14 protein-coding genes, 1 tRNA gene and 2 pseudogenes are annotated in these 18,650 nt (G+C 37.8%); 11 read left to right on the top strand and 6 right to left on the bottom strand.

The features are described from left to right. Positions 1–159 precede the first annotated feature (159 nt). Positions 160–233 (top strand) — tRNA-Asp (locus IPO27_14820). A gap of 54 nt (positions 234–287) precedes the next feature. On the opposite strand, the gene IPO27_14815 is transcribed toward IPO27_14820, so the two are convergent. Then, on the bottom strand, positions 288–986 hold the full coding sequence (locus tag IPO27_14815; GenBank protein MBK8847736.1) for a DUF4139 domain-containing protein: 699 nt from the start codon (positions 984–986) through the stop codon (positions 288–290). A gap of 22 nt (positions 987–1,008) precedes the next feature. Further along, positions 1,009–1,959: a mucoidy inhibitor MuiA family protein gene (locus tag IPO27_14810; GenBank protein MBK8847735.1), complete on the bottom strand. Its 951-nt coding sequence runs from the start codon at positions 1,957–1,959 to the stop codon at positions 1,009–1,011. Positions 1,960–2,333: 374 nt separating this feature from the next. On the opposite strand from IPO27_14810, the gene IPO27_14805 reads away from it, so the two are divergent. From IPO27_14805 to IPO27_14785, 5 genes are all read left to right on the top strand, one after another. Further along, complete coding sequence (locus IPO27_14805) at positions 2,334–2,699, top strand: 30S ribosomal protein S6 (GenBank protein ID MBK8847734.1); 366 nt, start codon at positions 2,334–2,336, stop codon at positions 2,697–2,699. A gap of 5 nt (positions 2,700–2,704) precedes the next feature. Next, a complete protein-coding gene (locus IPO27_14800) occupies positions 2,705–2,998 on the top strand; it encodes a 30S ribosomal protein S18 (GenBank protein ID MBK8847733.1) in 294 nt (97 codons plus the stop codon). Between the two features lie 31 nt (positions 2,999–3,029). Beyond that, positions 3,030–3,479 (top strand): 50S ribosomal protein L9, encoded by a 450-nt coding sequence (locus IPO27_14795; protein ID MBK8847732.1) that lies wholly within the window; start codon positions 3,030–3,032, stop codon positions 3,477–3,479. A gap of 102 nt (positions 3,480–3,581) precedes the next feature. Further along, positions 3,582–4,142 (top strand): elongation factor P, encoded by a 561-nt coding sequence (gene efp, locus IPO27_14790; protein MBK8847731.1) that lies wholly within the window; start codon positions 3,582–3,584, stop codon positions 4,140–4,142. Positions 4,143–4,523: 381 nt separating this feature from the next. After that, the gene (locus IPO27_14785) at positions 4,524–5,546 is read left to right on the top strand and encodes a metal-dependent hydrolase (protein ID MBK8847730.1); all 1,023 of its coding nucleotides are present in this window, start codon (positions 4,524–4,526) and stop codon (positions 5,544–5,546) included. 239 nt (positions 5,547–5,785) lie between these two features. On the opposite strand, the gene IPO27_14780 is transcribed toward IPO27_14785, so the two are convergent. The 3 genes from IPO27_14780 to IPO27_14770 form a co-directional block, all read right to left on the bottom strand. Then, positions 5,786–6,682 carry a 3-hydroxybutyryl-CoA dehydrogenase gene (locus IPO27_14780; GenBank protein ID MBK8847729.1) on the bottom strand — a complete coding sequence of 299 codons (897 nt, stop codon included), beginning with the start codon at positions 6,680–6,682 and terminating at the stop codon, positions 5,786–5,788. 734 nt (positions 6,683–7,416) lie between these two features. Beyond that, the gene (locus tag IPO27_14775; protein MBK8847728.1) at positions 7,417–7,818 is read right to left on the bottom strand and encodes a T9SS type A sorting domain-containing protein; all 402 of its coding nucleotides are present in this window, start codon (positions 7,816–7,818) and stop codon (positions 7,417–7,419) included. A gap of 554 nt (positions 7,819–8,372) precedes the next feature. Beyond that, positions 8,373–10,025, bottom strand: a complete 1,653-nt coding sequence (locus IPO27_14770; protein MBK8847727.1) for a T9SS type A sorting domain-containing protein — start codon at positions 10,023–10,025, stop codon at positions 8,373–8,375. A gap of 578 nt (positions 10,026–10,603) precedes the next feature. Between IPO27_14770 and secDF the strand changes: the two are divergent. Continuing rightward, positions 10,604–13,626: pseudogene (gene secDF, locus IPO27_14765) on the top strand (protein translocase subunit SecDF). Positions 13,627–13,916: 290 nt separating this feature from the next. After that, positions 13,917–14,060 carry a twin-arginine translocase TatA/TatE family subunit gene (locus IPO27_14760; protein ID MBK8847726.1) on the top strand — a complete coding sequence of 48 codons (144 nt, stop codon included), beginning with the start codon at positions 13,917–13,919 and terminating at the stop codon, positions 14,058–14,060. 165 nt (positions 14,061–14,225) lie between these two features. Here the strand turns inward: IPO27_14760 and IPO27_14755 are convergent. Beyond that, positions 14,226–16,067: pseudogene (locus IPO27_14755) on the bottom strand (1-deoxy-D-xylulose-5-phosphate synthase). A 413-nt stretch (positions 16,068–16,480) separates the two neighbouring features. Between IPO27_14755 and IPO27_14750 the strand changes: the two are divergent. The 3 genes from IPO27_14750 (at position 16,481) to IPO27_14740 (ending at position 17,468) form a co-directional block, all read left to right on the top strand. Next, positions 16,481–16,645 (top strand): hypothetical protein, encoded by a 165-nt coding sequence (locus IPO27_14750; GenBank protein ID MBK8847725.1) that lies wholly within the window; start codon positions 16,481–16,483, stop codon positions 16,643–16,645. Between the two features lie 141 nt (positions 16,646–16,786). Further along, on the top strand, positions 16,787–16,927 hold the full coding sequence (locus IPO27_14745; GenBank protein ID MBK8847724.1) for a hypothetical protein: 141 nt from the start codon (positions 16,787–16,789) through the stop codon (positions 16,925–16,927). Between the two features lie 400 nt (positions 16,928–17,327). Continuing rightward, positions 17,328–17,468, top strand: coding sequence for a hypothetical protein (locus IPO27_14740; GenBank protein MBK8847723.1), 141 nt, complete (start codon positions 17,328–17,330; stop codon positions 17,466–17,468). The last annotated feature ends 1,182 nt before the right edge of the window (positions 17,469–18,650 follow it).

Raw genomic sequence — 18,650 nt, 5'->3', positions numbered from 1 at the left:
CATGATAAAGCCTGCCCTCTGGCCATTGATTATAAATGATTGATTGTTTACCTCAGTAATCCATCAGGCAAAGCCATAGAATTCCGTTTTTTTTGATAAAAAATTGTAGAAATCAAAAAGATAAGTACTTTTGCGCCTCGATTTTGAAAAAAATCAGACGGTCGGGTAGTTCAGTTGGTTAGAATACATGCCTGTCACGCATGGGGTCGCGGGTTCGAGTCCCGTCCCGACCGCAAAAAACAAAAGGAAGCCGAGGCTTCCTTTTATCATTAATTATCTTTCCAGTTTCAGTTTAAGCTTACAGGCTTATTTTTATCAAAGGATATGTTATAGCTATACTTGAGCGATTGCCATTCGCGCGGTTTCAAGTCAATGGTCCAGCTCAATAATCCTGTACTTAGCTCATGATTTGCTTTTTGAGCTTCCAATAATTCAATCTTAATTTCCTTATTATTGGTTACAGGTATCTGATCTTCAATTACCAGATTTATCAGTTTCGATTTGTTGCTTTTTATTCGCAACTCATATCCTACCGTTTTGGTTATTGTGCCTGCAAGGAAATTAGAATTTTGCTTAGAAGGTTGTTTTGTTCTTGTTATAACCAGGCCATTATCTCTGCCCAGAGCAAGTTGAAGTGTATCATTTATAACCGATGGGTTTAAAACGGTTTGGCCTACATACGTTCCTTCGTAAAAAACATTGGCTGTACCTGGTAACAAACTTAGCGATTCCCAGCCTGCAATTTTTGCAATTAGAAATGCTTCGCTCTCCAACTTAGGCACCAGGTAGTGGTAGTATTTAGCTGGTAACTCATCTGACTTGATTGCCACCAGGTGGTTAACTCCGTCCGATGGAATGGTGTAGTTAAGGTTAATATTAAATTCAACATTCGTCATAGTTTCAATTAGTTGCGAATAATTTGCCGATGATTGGGCTGCACTTAATTCATCCATGTCTTCGCTAGTTTTCTTGTCTAAGATGCGCACTTCATTTACTGAGTTAAGTTGGCTAAGTTCGCGCCCCTTGAGGTGATTTTAATTTCGCAGGTTGCGTATTAAAGTAGTCAACATACCAGGTAGGTAACTCGGGCTTTAGGTTGCCTTTGTTTGGATTTGAAGTACTTAGTTTAAGCTTTACATTATCCCATAATTCGCCAGAACTTTGATACACATTAGCCTTATAGGTAAGCTGCATGGGGGCTCCGGCCGATGTGCTTCTCAAATCATATAATGGAACCCAACCAGCCCCTTGAACCATATAGTTTATCGTTAAAGTGCCAGGTGTTGCAGCCTCTGCACTAATGGTAACTACAACCTGATGTTCGGGCTCATATACTATAGTTGGCTCCTCGCTATTTCTATATGTGCGCAGCTCCTGTAAGCGCTCGTTTAAGCGAGTAAGTAGTTTTTGATGTTTCCATTCGGACCGGTTTATAGTTGCTAGCTGAGCATTTATGTCAGTAAGTTTTATACGGAAGTATTCCATTGCTTGCTTCAACACCGGCAGCGAATCGCTTTTGCCCTCACCTTTTGCAAGCTTGTTTTTTATAATCATATCTTTTTCAAGGAGTAGTGCATTCTTTTGCTCCGCTACCTCGGCCACACTAAAGTTTATTTCTGTAATTGAATCTTCAATCGAAGTTATATCCTTAAGTATATTTTGTGGCAACTTGGTTTCTTTTTTTGCTGCAGGTTGCGGGTAGGCAATGCTATGTTTTACTTCGAGTATGGTGAAGTTGCCGCTGCCTCCGGCTTGTATACTAAGTGGATTTATAAATTTTGACAGTCCATTAAATACATAGTTAGTAACTCCGGGTGTTGCTGTAATGTTAGCTTTTCTAAAAACCTGTGCCCCTTGTGTAAACACGGTTACATTGGTTACGTCTGATTTTACCTTTTTCTCGTTGGCCATCGCCTGCATGGTCACAAAAAGACCTGCCATTAAAATTAGTTTTTTCATAAAATTAAAATTTTTGATTTGTTGAATAGGAGATGCCGAGCTTCAATTTATTCCATAAGGGAAATTAGGAAAATAAAATTTTAGTATATTTAAAGGTATGCAACTGAGGCTATTACGATTTCATATTTTTAGATGGTAAATGCCATTCCAAAAAATGCTTTGATGACCTTAAGAGTGACTCATGCTTTGTTTTTTAGGGTAACAGGCAGGAAGGCAGTCTTCTGTTTTGCAGGACTATAGAGGCATTGGAGCACATAAGCAGGGGCAAAAGCTTATTCAGGAGAGGCCGTTTGCAACATTGTTATTTTTCTTGTTTTTGGAAAGAAAAAGATATTATCTTTGCGCCTCAATTTTTTAAAGCTAATTAAAAAAAAATGACAAAACAGTATGAAACCGTAATGATTCTCAACCCTGTACTCTCACAGGAGCAATTGAGCGATACGGTTCAAAAATTTAAGAAAATCCTCACCGATCAAGGTGCCGAGGTTGTTTTTGAAAACAATTGGGGATTACGCAAATTAGCTTACCCTATTCAGAAAAAGAATACGGGATTCTATCATTTAATCGAGTTTAAGAGCCCCGGAGAGGCAATTAAAAAGTTAGAGTTAGAATATAAGCGCGATGAGAGAGTAATGCGTTTTCTCACAGTTGTGTTGGATAAGCATGCAATTGCTTACAACGAAAAGAAAAGAAAGAATGCCGAACTAAAGAAGGCAGAAAGTGAAACCGTTAATTCTTAATCGCGATGGAAAACTCAACACCAACACAAGCTCCACCGAGCAATTCAGAGATTCGTTATTTGAATCCTCCGGCAGTAGACATGCAACGCAAGAAATATTGCCGTTTTAAAAAATTAGGTATCAAGTACATTGACTACAAAGATGCAAGTTTCTTACTTCGCTTTGTAAACGAGCAGGGCAAAGTATTGCCACGCAGGTTAACAGGTACTTCACTTAAGTATCAGCGTAAAGTTGGGCAGGCCGTAAAACGTGCACGCCACTTAGCTTTGATGCCTTATGTAGCCGACTTGTTAAAATAATTCTTTACTAAACGTACAAAACCAAAGACCAATGGAAGTAATTTTAAAATCAGATGTAAAAAATCTTGGCTTTGCCAATGATGTGGTAAAAGTAAAGAATGGCTATGGCCTCAATTACCTTATTCCTCAGGGATATGCAATAATAGCCAGCGAAACAAATAAGAAGGTACATGCAGAAACGGTAAAACAACGCGCACATAAAATTGCCAAGCTTCGTAACGATGCTCAAGCTATTTTAGATGCGATAGGTGCAATAACACTTACCATACCAATGAAGGCCGGAGAAAAAGGCAAGTTGTTTGGTAGTGTAACCTCACAACATTTAGCTGATATTTTGAAAAAGCTTGGATATTCTATCGATCGCAAGCAAATCTCAATGCCAGCTGAGCATGTAAAAACATTAGGAAGCTATACTGCAGAGTTAGTATTGCATCGCGATGTTAAGGGGCCAATAAATTTTGATGTAATAGAACAAGAGTAATTCTTAAGTTCACCATTCAGTATACCCTGAGTTTGGTTTAAGTAACCGACTATCAGGAAAAAGTACTAACGAATGCAGAATTTCAAAAAATAAGGAATTAAAATGGCAACAACATCAGACGTAAACGTAGGCACCATACTCAGGTATAATGGCGAATTGTGCATAGTTACCGAATGGCAACATCGTACACCAGGAAATTTGCGAGCATTTTATCAGGGTAAAATGCGCAATATGAAATCCGGCAAAAACCTTGAAAACCGTTTCCGCAGTGGCGAAGAGGTGGATATAGCCCGGGTTGAATTTAAAGAAATGGATTACTTATACGAGGAAAATGGAAGTTTGATTTGTATGGATCCCGAAAACTTTGAACAAGTGCCGGTGCCAAAAGAATATTTTGGCGATGGTATGCAATTTATGAAAGAAGGCGATAAGGTTAAGGTGGCTTTCGAAAGCGACTTGCCAATCATAGGCGAAGCGCCCAATTTTGTAACTCTTGCCATAACTTATTGCGAGCCAGGAGTAAAAGGAGATACCGCAACCAACACCCTTAAACCTGCTACACTCGAAACAGGGGCCATTGTAAGTGTGCCTTTGTTTGTAAACGAAGGCGAAACTATTCGTGTTGATACCCGCACAGGGTCGTACATGGAACGTGTAAAGTAATTTTGAATTGAATCGACAATATTTAAAACCGGCTTTAGCCGGTTTTTTTATATCATTTGCCGACATTTCATATTCAACAGTACACTGATTAACTTGTTTGATAAACCTGAATTTAGTGTTAAATCGTAACACTAAGCATATACTTACTAAGCATAACTGAATAGCATTAATAGCACATGCTTGGTTTTAATTTGGTTTTCAGTAGCAATTGTTTTTATAAGGTGCAATAAATTGATAGAAGGGTTTCTGTAGAAATTAACTACATCACTAATGGTAAGGGGAGGTAAGGTCAAATTATAATTTTGCGAATAATATAAGACCAAGTTTCCTCGAAATTTAAAACTTTAAAAGAAAAATGATCAACATGATCGCTAAGTAAATATGGATTCACTCACACAAATAGTGCTTGGTGCAGGCATTGGCGAATTAACTATGGGCCGCAAGATCGGAAATCGTGCCCAGTTGATTGGTGCTATTGGCGGCACCCTGCCCGACCTTGATGTGCTGTTCACGTTACACTTAAAAAATAGTGTCGAATACTTCGAGATTCATCGTTCCTATTCGCATGCATTGTTTCCACTCATACTTGCAGCATTCCCACTGGCATACCTCACTCACATAATTTTCAAACGTAAGCATAGCTATTGGGCCTTTTACACATTATGGGCGTTGGCATTGGTTACTCATACCATGCTCGATTGCTGCACTACCTATGGCACACAGTTCTTTCTCCCGTTCTCGCGTTACCTTGTTGGGCTCAATACCATTTCTATCATTGACCCTTTGTACACCATTCCATTTATGGTATTACTTATCATCTGCTTGTTTAAACGAAGAGAAAGCGCTGTCCGTAGAAAAATTGCAATTGCTTCATTTATTGTAAGTGCAACATATATGGTGATGGTTATAGGCTGCAAAAAGGCTGCATATACTGCCATGTCTGCTTCGTTACAGAATAACCATGTGGCCTATACTACGCTTAGGACAACACCTTCCATCTTTAATGGGATGCTTTGGGCAGGCATTGCTTATAACCGCGATTCGCTGCATGTTGGCGAATATTCAGTATGGGATAAGGACAAGAATGTGGAATTTGTTTCGTTCCCAACCAATCAACATTTAAAAGAAAAATTCACTTGCCCCGAACTTTCAACCTTAATGTGGTTTTCTCAAGGCCAGTATATCTTCGAACATGTGAATGATACCACAGCACGTTTATATTTGGTAAAATGGGGCCGTTTTGATTATGATAAAAAGCAACCACTCGATGCATTCCGTTTTTACTTTACACTTATAAAACATGGCGACAATAAAGTAGAAGTAATTTCGCATGAGCCTTCCGAAGGTGAAATTAATTTCAAAGAAGCCTTTGCAAAATTATGGCGAAGAATATTTTACTATTGATTACTATTTTACGCACATCTGTAATTATATACTCACATCCCTCTTCGGAGCAATGTTACATTAAATGAGACGATAAAATCATTTAAGGTAAATGCTTTTACTCCAAACAATTTATCTTCTTACAAATTGATGAATCGAATGACAACGAATATATTTTAATCTATGAGTGTGTGCTTATTTTGAAAAAAAATGAATGTCAATTAATATTTACAACCAGCCAACAATCACAACACTATCCCTTACAACCATCTCCTGAAAGCATCAGCCACCACAAGGTCCTTGCTGCCTTCTTTATATTGATAAAACCCGTGGCCGGATTTTTTTCCTAAATGCCCTGCTCGTACCATATTTACCAAAAGCGGACAAGGAGCATATTTCGGATTTTTAAACCCATCATATAATACATAGAGGATATTTAATACTACATCTAAGCCGATAAAATCAGCCAACTGCAATGGACCCATTGGATGGTTCATCCCAAACTTCATTACCGTATCTATATCGCGAACATTAGACACACGCTCATGCAAGGCAAATATGGCTTCGTTTATCATCGGTATCAAAACACGATTGCTAATAAAACCCGGATAATCGTTTACTTCGGTTGGTATTTTACCAATTCGCACCGATAACTCATTTATCGCACCTGCCACGCTGTCCGAAGTTAAATAACCACGGATTACTTCAACCAATTTCATTACCGGAACCGGATTCATAAAGTGCATTCCAATTACTTTATCGCCACGCTTAGTAGCTGCACCAATCATCGAAATACTTATTGATGAAGTGTTTGATGCTAATATACACTCAGGTTTGCAATGTTTATCAAGATCTTCAAATACCTTTATCTTAATATCAACCCTTTCAGAAACCGCTTCAATCGCAAGGTCTGCGTTGATTACGCCCTTCGATAAATCTGTATGTGTGGTAATATTATTTAATGCCATGGCCTTCACTTCTTCAGTTAGAGTTTGCTTGGCAATCATCCTGTCAAGATTGGCTGTTATAGTAGCTATGGCCTTATCAAGGGCGTTTTGATTAATATCTATAAGCGATACTTTATAGTCGTACTGGGCAAATACCTGCGCTATTCCGTTACCCATCGTTCCCGAACCAATTACTTCAATGTGTCTCATATTATTTCTAAAAATCTTTTCCTCAAAAAATTGAAGGCGCAAATGAAATAAATTAATCCGAATTGCAAGTGAGATTATTAATACTGTAGCCAAGTTCGGACGTATTTTCTTTTGTATCCGCTGGTTAAACCATAAAATTGACAAAATTCTACTTTTTCCATGCTACTGTAGTTTAGAAACTGCGATATTCAAGGTGCTAATAACGGTTCCGTCCCGCTTTTCATTACAATCTTTTTTATTGTGTTCGAAAATGAAAAAAAAGGATTTCCATTGCAATCGGGGTTAGTGATATACATTTGCTGCTTCGGGTAGATAGTCGTTCCAAAAAAACTCGTTTTTTGTCCAAATGAGTTGACTGAAATTCTGCCAAGCATTAATCATTGAGAACATAATTCAAGTAGCTATCTACAGATGACGTTTTATATTTATTTCATAACGCCTTGTATAAAATCAAAATCAGTTCAAGTGCAGTTGAAATAGTCGTTCTCCCTTTCGTGAATATTTTTTGCTCTTCCATTTTTCTGGTTGAATATTACAGCAACATAAAAGTTCAAGAATAGAACCATTACATAACAAAGCTCGTATAAATTGAATCTGAATTATCAAATCCACCACAGCAGCTTTATTATTTCATATGCATTTTAGAGTAACCATTTGGGCATTAAAAAAGCGGATGGCGCTACCACCAACTGCACTTGTATTTATTTGATTAAACATTGTATTTATTTTTAAAATCAATAAATCCCCACTTTAAAAACCCGTTTCCTATAACGCTTATCCTCCACAACCAACATATACACTCCCCGTGACAATGTTGCTACACTTATTTCATTTTGTACTAGGTTATCTTGCATTACTACTTTGCCCATCGCATTTATTAGCGTAAAGCTAAGATTATTTTCTGTGGTATTTATTTTAATTGCTTTATCTATGGCATTGTACCACGCGTTTATTTGTAACTCTGGTAGCTCGTTTAGGGCAATGGCGGTGCAGTCTATAACTGAGACGTTATCTACTAAATAGTAAGCAAAATTAAAGGAACCGTTAGTATTATAGTTGCTATCTACCTTGGTGTCAGCAGAGTCTTTAAAGTTACCAATACATAAATATCGCTCTCCGCCTTGTGCAGTAAACATCCCTGAAATTTTTACCCAGTTTATAGTATCTTTTAGTATTACACCAGCCGTGCTTTCTATTTGAGGAATGATATTAAAATAGTATGAAGTATCTATAAATATGCTATCATGAGAAAAAAAACTCCAATTCTGTCCGTAAAATATTGCGATCTATTTGAAGCGGAAGTATAAAAACTTACTTCATATAAATGTCCTGCTTTTTAAACTATCAATTAAGTTGCCACTTACAAATTCTCGATAAAGGTGAAAAGGATTATCTTGAAACGTGGTAAATCCAGCATAACCATGACCTGGAGTGTGGAAGCTGGTATCAACATTAAATTCCAATGGCGTACTACCACACCATTTAGTATAGGTAGCACTAAAATAATCAGAAGTTAACCATGATTCATACCAACCCAAACATGGTAATGTAGGCCATTTTTATATTATACTATGTTTGACAACTCATTGTATCATCTAAGGTTGGATTAAATACAAGATTTTGTCCCTTTACATGCAAACAAAATAGACATGCAATTGCGCATATTAGTGTTTTCATAATTAATACGAAATTAATTATGATTTACAATTAGTTTCTTAGTAGCTTTTATCTGCCCCGTTGACTCAACTGAAATTATATAAATTCCATTAGAAAAATGTTTTGTCGGAAGCAAAACGTTCGATTGGTCAGTTGACAAATTGAAAATACATTCTCCAATTGCATTATACACTTTTATTACGCTTATAATGTCATCACCCTTAATTATAAAAATTTGTGTATTATCATCAGCCGGATTAGGAAGTAAATAAAAATCGCCTGTCAATTGTAGCAATTGATTACTAATGACATTGCTCTTACGTGCAGTATTGCCTGAGAAATCAGCCATATCCCAACCCAACATAACACGCGCAGTATATACGGCAGTACCACCACTAACAGAGTTTTCAGCAGCAATCAATTCAAGTATTTCTTGTTGCTGTTGAGTATATTTATAAACACTCATTCCCCATGTATTTAGATAGATTTCATTAACCTTTTTCTCATTTTCTTCGAAGTGATTAATTGGACTAATCCAACTCACAATTACCGAAGCAAATACATTAAGTGAATCTTGTATAAATGAATTAACAAAACCAAACATGGCAAGATTGGTAGTAGCTGCGCTATCATAAAAGTCTTGCAACACTACATCACTTGTATAGCCTCCATACATATAATTACTGTCGGCATCAAGAATTTGATAAACTTCTTTTTTAAACAAATATTTTTCATCCATTGTTAGGTTAGCAAAATCACCATTTTCAGTTACTATATCTGCCATCCGCTGATGAGGGCAACCGGGACAGAGGACATCGCAATCATTGGTTACATTACCTGTCGAGACGGATACAAAATTGGACGGAATCATTTGAAGTCCATTTGGTTTATAAGGTAAAACAATTGGTCCTGATCTAAAAAACCAATTTGCATTTGGGCTTAAATTATCTCTTTGAAAAGCAAAAAAACCTGTTAAAGGAAAATACCACGCATTATCCTGTGCTGCTGCTGCACTGCCCTGATCGCCAATGCTACTGGCATCAAAGCGCACCCCAAGCCGGCAAGTGTCCATTTGGTTGCAGTGTACGGTGTTTAATTGTTGAGTGTTAAAAAAACGGATGGCACTGCCCATGCGTGTAAGCAGGTTGCTCGTTATATTGCAATTCGTAATACTTTGTTCGTTAATGCCCAGTACACGGTCGTCAAGTGCGAGGGTGGGGCTAGGACCATCTTTGTAAATATAGTTGCGTTCTATACTAAGGTTAGCGCAGCTGCTCGCATTTATACCTATATAATCTAAAGTAGGGTTTGCAACTATATCACTATTGGTAAGGTTAATGCTGTTTTCTGCAATGTTGATATTATCCCAATTGGTAGTTACAACACCACGCCTAACCCTTTTAATGGTATTGTTGGTAATATTTTGATTGTTTCCAAATATTGTAGGCAATCCAAATGGGTTGGCCAAGCGCACGGCAGCAAAAGCTTGTTGGGTTACATTGGCTGATGTGTTGAAGGTATTATTATCAATTAAATTTAGTATGCCGCCTATGGTATCTGTACCATTCAAAGAATAAAATTCTTCCCAATTGTTACCATCATATTTATAAAATGCACCATAAAACAATGATGCCCAAATGTTATTGTTAGTGTCAATTTGAACATCATAAACAAAATTCTGGTTCAATTCTGAATTGTAATGCAGTAAAAACTATATTGGTTCCAATAAAATGCGATTATCTACAATTTCTCTTATTATTCTCCCTCACTAATTTTTTGCGATATAAATACAATAGCTCCCCTAGCGTATAATTTGCTGTTATGCAATTTCCTGTGTAAAAAGGCATAAAAGCATTTGCATGGGGATACATACTGTTTTTCGTGATGGTAAATAATTTTAAAACCGCTGGTATATAATGTAAGATATTTTTAGAGCATTCATTATTTTTTTTTGTTAATCGACTTAAAAATTTAACCGCTTGTGGTTATATGAATTAATAGAAAATTAATTTTTATGTTTATCTCCAAATTGTTTGAATTTCTTTTATCACAGCTTTATTATTTCAAGTCAATCAACCCAATGAAGAGGCCTTGCTAATCTTCAAGTCAAACACACTTGCCCTGAAAAAGGCTGGTTCCAAACTCCACCCAAATCCTCACTAAAAAGCACCAAACTAAAACTTTGCCATTTTGCTGTATCTAAAATCAAAATTCTATATTTGCGCGCTTAAAAATTTTAGGAAACTATTTAATCATTTTTTACTGATGCAAAATAAAGGCGCAATCAAGATACTGGCAATCATAGTGGCTGTAGTATGCTTGTTTCAACTAAGCTACACCTGGATGACCAAAAAGGTGGAATCCGATGCCCGTGGCTATGCGGCAGGTGATGCGGATAAGGAAGCCCGCTACCTCGACTCTATGAAAAACCAAAAGGTATTCCTCCTTGCTTAATGTACACCTATCGCGAGTGCAAGGAGCGTGAGCAACAACTGTGGCTAGATCTTAAAGGAGGTAAGAATGTAACGCTTGAGTTAAATTCAGCCGATGTAATTCGTGGGTTATCCAACTACAACACGGATAAGGATTTTAATTTAGCCCTTGAAAATGCATTAAAACAACAAACCAACTCGCAAACTGATTTGGTAACCTTGTTCGGTCAGGAATTTACCAAAATAAACCCAAACAATAAACTTGCAGCCATATTTAGCACCGCTGACTTGCAAAGTAAAGTAAACTACAAAAGCACCAATGACGAAGTACTTGCAGTGATACGTGGTGAGGTTGATGATGCGGTAAAGCGCTCCTATAATATTATCCGCACACGTATTGATAAATTTGGAGTAACCCAGCCCAATGTGCAACAAGCAGCAAATGGACGTATTTTGGTTGAATTGCCCGGTGTAAAAGATAAAGAGCGTGTTCGTAAGTTATTGCAAGGAACTGCACAACTCGAGTTTTGGCCCACGTATCAATTTGGTGACATTGTTTCGCAAATTATTGAAGTTAACAAGACTCTTAAAACCTTGAACGATCGCGATTCGCTTGCTAAAGCGGAAGCAATCCGATAACCCAGCCAGATAGTGCTGCATCGGCCAGCATTGCTGCAACTCAAGTTGAAACCAAGGACTCAGCTGCTAATGCATTATTAAATGAAATAAATAAACCTGTGGCTACCGACAGCGCCAAGAATGATACCTCTACAGCAGATAAAGGAACCATGACTCCAGAGCAATTCAAGAAGGAGTATCCATTGTTTAGTGTGTTGACGCCTTCCGATTTTCAAGTGAAAACAAAAGAAGATCAAGATGCAGTCTACAAAAATTCACGCGTTGGTTTTGCCAGTATTCGTGATACGGCCGAAGTGAATGCCATATTTTCAAGGCCCGAAATAAAGACTTTGTTAAAAGGTGACTTAAAGTTTTTATGGAGTGCAAAATCTCCTTTTCCAAATGATGAAACAATACGCGAATTAGTAGCCATAAAAGTTGCCAGCCGTGATGGTAGAGCACCGTTAGATGGAGGCGCAGTTTCCAGTGCACGTGGCGATCGCAGTGTATTGACCAATAAGCCAGAAATAACCATGCAAATGAATCCTGAGGGTGCACAAAAATGGAAGCGCATGACCTCGGAAAATATTGGCAAGCAAGTCGCAATTGTGCTTGATGAGCAAGTATATTCTTATCCTACCGTGCAGGGAGAAATTCCCAATGGAAATTCACAAATAACCGGTGATTTTACCGACATGGAAGCTGCTGATATGGCTAATATATTACAAGCTGGAAAATTGCCTGCACCTTGCCGCATTATTGAGGAGGCTGTTGTTGGGGCCATCTTTAGGCGAAAAAGCAATTAGCTCCGGACTATGGTCATTTGTTATAGCCCTTATATTGGTATTGCTGTTCATGGTATTTTATTATAGCAATGCTGGCTGTTGCCGATCTGGCATTGTTTGTCAATATCCTGTTTTTATTTGGAGTAATGACATCCTATCGATGCAGTACTTACCTTACCAGGTATTGCCGGAATTGTGCTTACCCTGGGTATGGCTGTTGATGCCAACGTTCTTATATATGAACGAATACGCGAAGAATTGATTGACGGCAAGGGGGTTAGGTTAGCCATCAACGATGGTTTCAAAAATGCCATGTCCGCTATTATTGATAGCAACGTAACTACAATTCTCACAGCTATTGTACTCGCAATTTTTGGTACCGGACCTATACAAGGTTTTGCAACCACGCTTATCATAGGTATTATCACTTCCTTATTCACATCAATATTTATTTCTCGATTAATATTTGAATGGATGTTGAGCAAGAATAAAGTAATTAGGTTTTCAACGAAGTGGACCGAAAACTGGTTGAGCAATGTGAACATTGATTTCGTAAGCAAACGCAAAATTTACTATTTAGTGTCAGGTGCATTTATACTTGCTGGTTTGATTTCAATTTTTACAGTTGGATTTAATAAGGGAGTTGACTTTAGTGGAGGCCGTGCCTATCGTGTTGAATTTAAAGAAGAACGTAATGCTGAAGAAATAAGATCATCCTTAACAACAGCCTTTGGAAAAACTCCCGAAGTAAAGACACTCGAAAATGCAAAGACATTTAAAATCACCACAGCCTATTTAATTGATAGTAAAGAAGCTGAAGCCGATAATCAGGTTGAACAAAAGCTGATAGAAAGTTTGAAAATTAATAAAGATCAGATTTTAGGTTCACAAAAGGTAGGCCTACCGTGGCTGATGATATTAAAAAGGAAGCTGTGTTGGCATTAATATTTGGATTGTTGGTAATATTCCTTTACATCCTTGCTCGTTTCCGCAAATGGCAATTTGCTGCAGGTGCCATTATTGCCTTGGCACACGATGCATTATTTATTCTTGGAGTGTTTTCTTTATTCCGAAATATTATGCCTTTCTCTATGGATATTGATCAGGCATTTATCGCATCTATTCTTACCGTTATGGGATATTCTATTAACGATACGGTGGTTGTATTCGACCGTATTCGTGAATATCTTGCATTCATAAGAAGGGCGAAATATCATTGGTAATAAACAAAGCTTTGAACGCAACGATACGAAGAACAATTAATACTTCTCTTACAATTTTCTTCGTATTGGCAGCTATATTTTTATTTGGTGGCGAAACAATACGCGCATTTTCGTTCTCATTATTATTGGGAATTATTGTGGGAACGTATTCATCTATCTGTATAGCTACACCAATTGTAATTGATTTAGAAGGCAAGAAGGAGTTAGAGCCTATTCCGGTTAGAAAGTAATCTGGTTTCTTACGATATAATTGATGAGCCCTGAAATTTATTTCGGGGCTTTTTTGTTTATTCTCTATTTTTTGAAAACTTCTAATCGCCTTTTATTTCGCTGTTCTTGAAAGAAAATAATCCGTAAAATTCTTTAGTGGGTCATGCTCAAATATCAATTAGATGTGAGAGCAAAAAACAAGTTCTTCTTAGGTTTGATTATATGTTTTATGGTTATAGCAATTTTGAAACACGAGCACTTGCATATTATTCGTTATTAATCACAACATATTAATTCTAATTTTGCCACAATGAAGTTACTCTCAGTCATATTATTTCTCGATAGCCTTGGAGGAGGCGAATTGCTTGTGGTTATATTTTTTGCCTTGCTCTTTTTTGGAAGTGATAAACTACCAGGTCTTATGCGTGGTATGGGCAATGCAATGCACTTTTAAAAATGCAATGAATGAAGTAAAATCCGATATCGAACTAAGGGGCGCAGTTGAGTGACAATAAACGTCCCGATTTGCCCGTGCCCGGAGGCAAAGAAGTTATTGCTGAAGAAATTAAAAACTTGAATCAGGCAGGAGAGCCTTCAAGCGAAAAACAATAAATTGCAATTAGTACTTTTTTACCTTCACAGATGCTTTTTGACGTACTGTTTTGATTATTGCTTTTGCATCAAAACCACATTCATTATATAGCTCGCTTTGCTCACCATGTTCAACAAAGCTATCGGGAATACCAAGGCGGGTAATATTGGTAGCGTAATTATTATCAATCATAAACTCGGCAACAGCACTGCCAAAACCACCCTGAATACATCCATCTTCAATAGTTATAACTTCCTTGAAGTTACTAAAACTTCGTGCAACAAAACACTATCGAGAGGCTTAACAAAGCGCATGTCGTAAATGTGCGGGGTAGATATTTTCTTTAGCAAGCAAGTCGCAAGCTTCCACTACAAAATTACCGGGATGCCCCTGTGCTTAATATTGCAACTTGTTCGCCACCACGTAATTTACGTCCTGTACCTACTTTAATTGCTTGAACGGGTTACGCCAATCTACCATCACACCATTGCCACGCGGATATCGGATAACAAAAGCCCCCATATTATCATGCTGAGCAGTGTACATTAGATTGCAGTAGTTCCTGCTCGTTCATTGGAGCACCTACTATCATGTTTAAATGCAACGCATGTAAGCCAGGTCGAACGAACCGTGATGAGTAGGCCCTCGGCACCAGCAAGGCCGCCACGGTCAAGGCAAAATACCTACACATTCAGTTTTTGTAATGCCACATCATGCACCACCTGATCATAAGCACGTTGCATAAACGATGAATAAATATTACAAAATGGAATGAGCCCCTGTGTGGCCATGCCTGCACTAAAAGTAACTGCATGTTGCTCGGCTATACCTACATCAAAAGCACGATCTGGTATTGCTTTCATCATAATATTAAGTGATGACCCGAAGGCATGGCAGGCGTAACTCCTACAATCTTACTATTACGTTCAGCCAATTCAACTATGGTGTGTCCAAAAACATCTTGATATTTAGGTGGCTTTGGCTTATTAACTACAGGCTTAAAAATTTCTCCGGTAATCTTATCAAACAATCCGGGTGCGTGCCATTTTGTTTGATCTTGTTCGGCAAGGGAATAGCCTTTACCTTTTACGGTAACACAATGCAAAATTTTGGCCCGGGAATTTTTTTCAAATCGTTCATCACCTTCACCAGGTGATTTACATCATGTCCAATCAATAGGATTAAAGTAGCGGAAGCGCAACGATTCGAATGCTACTTTGCTTAAGCAAAGAACTTTTTATGGCATTTTCAACTTTGGCAACTACGGATTGCGCATTTGGGTCCGAATTTTGAAATTTTACCCAAAAGCTTCCATACTTCATCTTTAACTTTTTGTTATAGGTTTCAGAAGTCGTAATATCGGTAAGGTATTCTTTAATGCACCCACATTAGATCAATGCTCATACAATTATCGTTGAGTACTACCAGCAAGTTGGAGTTTTCTACCCGGCATGATTAAGTCCTTCAAAAGCAAGACCTGCGGTCATTGCTCCATCACCAATGATGGCCATATGCTGCTTTTTTTTATCTCCTTTAAACGCGAAGCAACGGGCTACCCAAAGCCGCACTTATGGATGTGATGAATGCCCTACACCAAAAAGTATCAAACTCACTTTCACGCTGCGTTTTGGAAATCCACTGATGCCTTTCATACAGCCCGTTGGTGAAATTGATCGCGTCTGCCGGTAAGTATTTTATGGCCATAAGCCTGATGCCCTACATCCCAAACCAATTGGTCGTTGGGAGTATTAAAAACATAGTGCAAGGCAACGGTTAGTTCCACCACACCGCGCTGGCGCCAAAATGGCCTCCATTAACCGAACAATGTCGATGATAAAATTGCGTAACTCTTTGTGCAACCCGCTCCAATTGATCTGCTTTTTAGTTTGCGCAAATCTTCGGGATATTGAATGGTGCTTAGCAAACGCTCCGGGTACTACTTGTTGAGCCATGGTTTTTTCGTTTTCTTATTCTAAATTTATGGCGAAGCCACAAAGTTAATTTAATAAATAAATACTGTGATTTTTTTAATTGAACGTGTTTCCTGTTACCAACAATATAGGTTAACAGTTTATTATGCATTTTTGTGCAGCTACTTTTCAGGATTTTAATTTTGATTGATGTCTTTTAAACATGTGTTACCTGCCCTGTTTAAATGCATTTATTTTGCAATCATAATTTATTCCGCTACTTTGCGTTAACTTCTCTTTTAAACAAAATTCTATATGAGTAATAAAAATTTTCTTCTGATTTTAATTTGTAATCTTTTTTGTTTTGTCAGTATGTCGCAAAGTGAAATAAAGGTAAGCACAAGCGAAGTGTTATCCGTAAAAATTTACTCGAGCGGAGCATTAGTAGTTAGGAAGTTTAATGCCACAGTACAGCCGGGCATCAATCGCATTGTGGTGTCAGGGACCTGCTTACGAGACAGGGTAAGAGAGCATTAGCCTTACTTTTCCGCCAGAAGTAAATTTGATGAATGTACTTTTTCAAAAAAACTTTTGAGTGGTGAAAAGAATACCGCCGCAGTAAAGTTACTTCCAAGATAGTGTAAAGCACCACAGGAGCAATTAGGAGTTAGTGTCAGCTTGAAAACAAACATGAATGATGAGGAGCTAAATGTGCGTGGCAAATCGAAGATTGGTGGAGAACTGGTGGAGGCAGATCAGCTTGACAATGTGATGGATGTTTACACCGAACGTTTTCGCTTAAGAACGCAAAAATCTTGACTATAGCGCTAAGTTGATAAGTTAAATCAGAAGATTATGAAAAACTAAATATGCAGATATCGGAGTTGGGACAAGGAAATAAAAGCCTGAAGGTAATATTGTACTTACTATTGAGTCTAAAGCAAAAGCTAATGGACAGTTTGAGCTTTCATACATTGTATCCGGTGTAAGTTGGTATCCGTATATGATATAAAAACACAGCGATATGAACAATTAAGCTTGAAGTTTAAGGCCATTATCAATCAGTATACAGGCGAAACTGGAGCAACGTCAAACTTACGCTTGCCAGTGGAAGCCCTCGCTGTGGCGAGGTGCCCGTATTTAGCAAGTGGATTTTAAATCAAGCAACTGGAATTACTGCTCGCGTTTAGTGTGAAGGAAGATGGCGATTATAAAAGCAATGAAGCCGCAGGGTATTATGCAACACAAAACAACGTATGATGGCAATACTCAAGGTAATCAAATTTTGTATAAAGACAAAGAAGATGAAAAATCGAAACAACGGCAGCTGCTTACCAATGCAGATGCTACGTACACATGACCACCGTATCAAGCCTTGCAGCAAGCGATTATGTAATTCAAGTACTCCGGTAACCATTGCCAACGAATCATCTGAGTTTATGCTGATGTAGAAACATTTACCCTCGATGTAAATTTGAATATCGTTGCGTTCCAAAGTTGATAATAATATTCTCCTCGGGCAAATATTCTCAATTTCGAATCGCTTGATTTGCTGCCCGGTAAAGCCAATGTATATTTAAACAACAGTTTTCCTGAGCACAACGTAATGTTAAATCCAAAATCACAGGAAGATACACTCGTCATTGAAGTTTAGGTATTGACAAGCGGTTTGTGGTAAAACGTACCAAGTTGAAAGAATTCAGCAGTAAGAAGTTTTTAATAAAATATTGTAAACGCGAAACCTCCATTGAAATCAGTGTAAAGTCGATGGTCAATACTCCTGTTACGGTTACTATATATACGACCAATATCCAATTAGCAGCACCAGCGATATTGTTGTCAATCTTATTAAGTCAGATGCAGTGGTTAATCCTGGAAAACAACGAACTAAAATGGGTTTTAAAATTAATCCGAACGAAACCATAAAGAAAGACTTTACCTATATGGTTAAATACCCAAAGGGGTGACACTCTATGCGAGTAGGATTTTTTCTTTGTAATTTGCATGTTTGACATGTTGAAAAATGCAAGGGTTGTTAACAGGGTGTATATACCTTCACGCAAAAGATTTTCTGGTGTTTCAGATTGTATTTTTATTTTATAAGAGAGAAAATCTAATAGCATACTGGATAACATTATAAAATGCATTTGCATTTTATTCAAATTAGAATATGCTTGTTTACATTAAAAGAATATGCTGCAGATTAGGAGGTTGCTACAAGTTCAAATACTGTAACTTTCAGGCATAATGCCTACACGGCCCGGATAACCAATAAATCCAAGCCCCTGTTAACATACAAGTGTTGGTTTTCTTTCGAGTATGCCGCCCATTGCCCGTAAACATATTGCACGGACTCCATTTTATTCCCCGGTATTTCAATGCCAAACTGCATTCCATGTGTGCCCGGAAAGTGTAAGATGAATGAATGGGTATTTATCCAGCACTTCGCCATGCCAATGCGAAAGGGTCGGAGACATAAGTAAGTTGAAAGATTGCGGCTCAAAATTATTTGTTGCTTTAATCAAATCGCCATGCCTTGGAA

Source organism: Bacteroidota bacterium (genome assembly GCA_016714535.1).
Taxonomy (GTDB): Bacteria; Bacteroidota; Bacteroidia; order AKYH767-A; family OLB10; genus JADKFV01.
The sequence above is the reverse complement of the archived record's forward strand: the minus strand, read 5'-3'. Positions and strand labels throughout refer to the sequence as shown.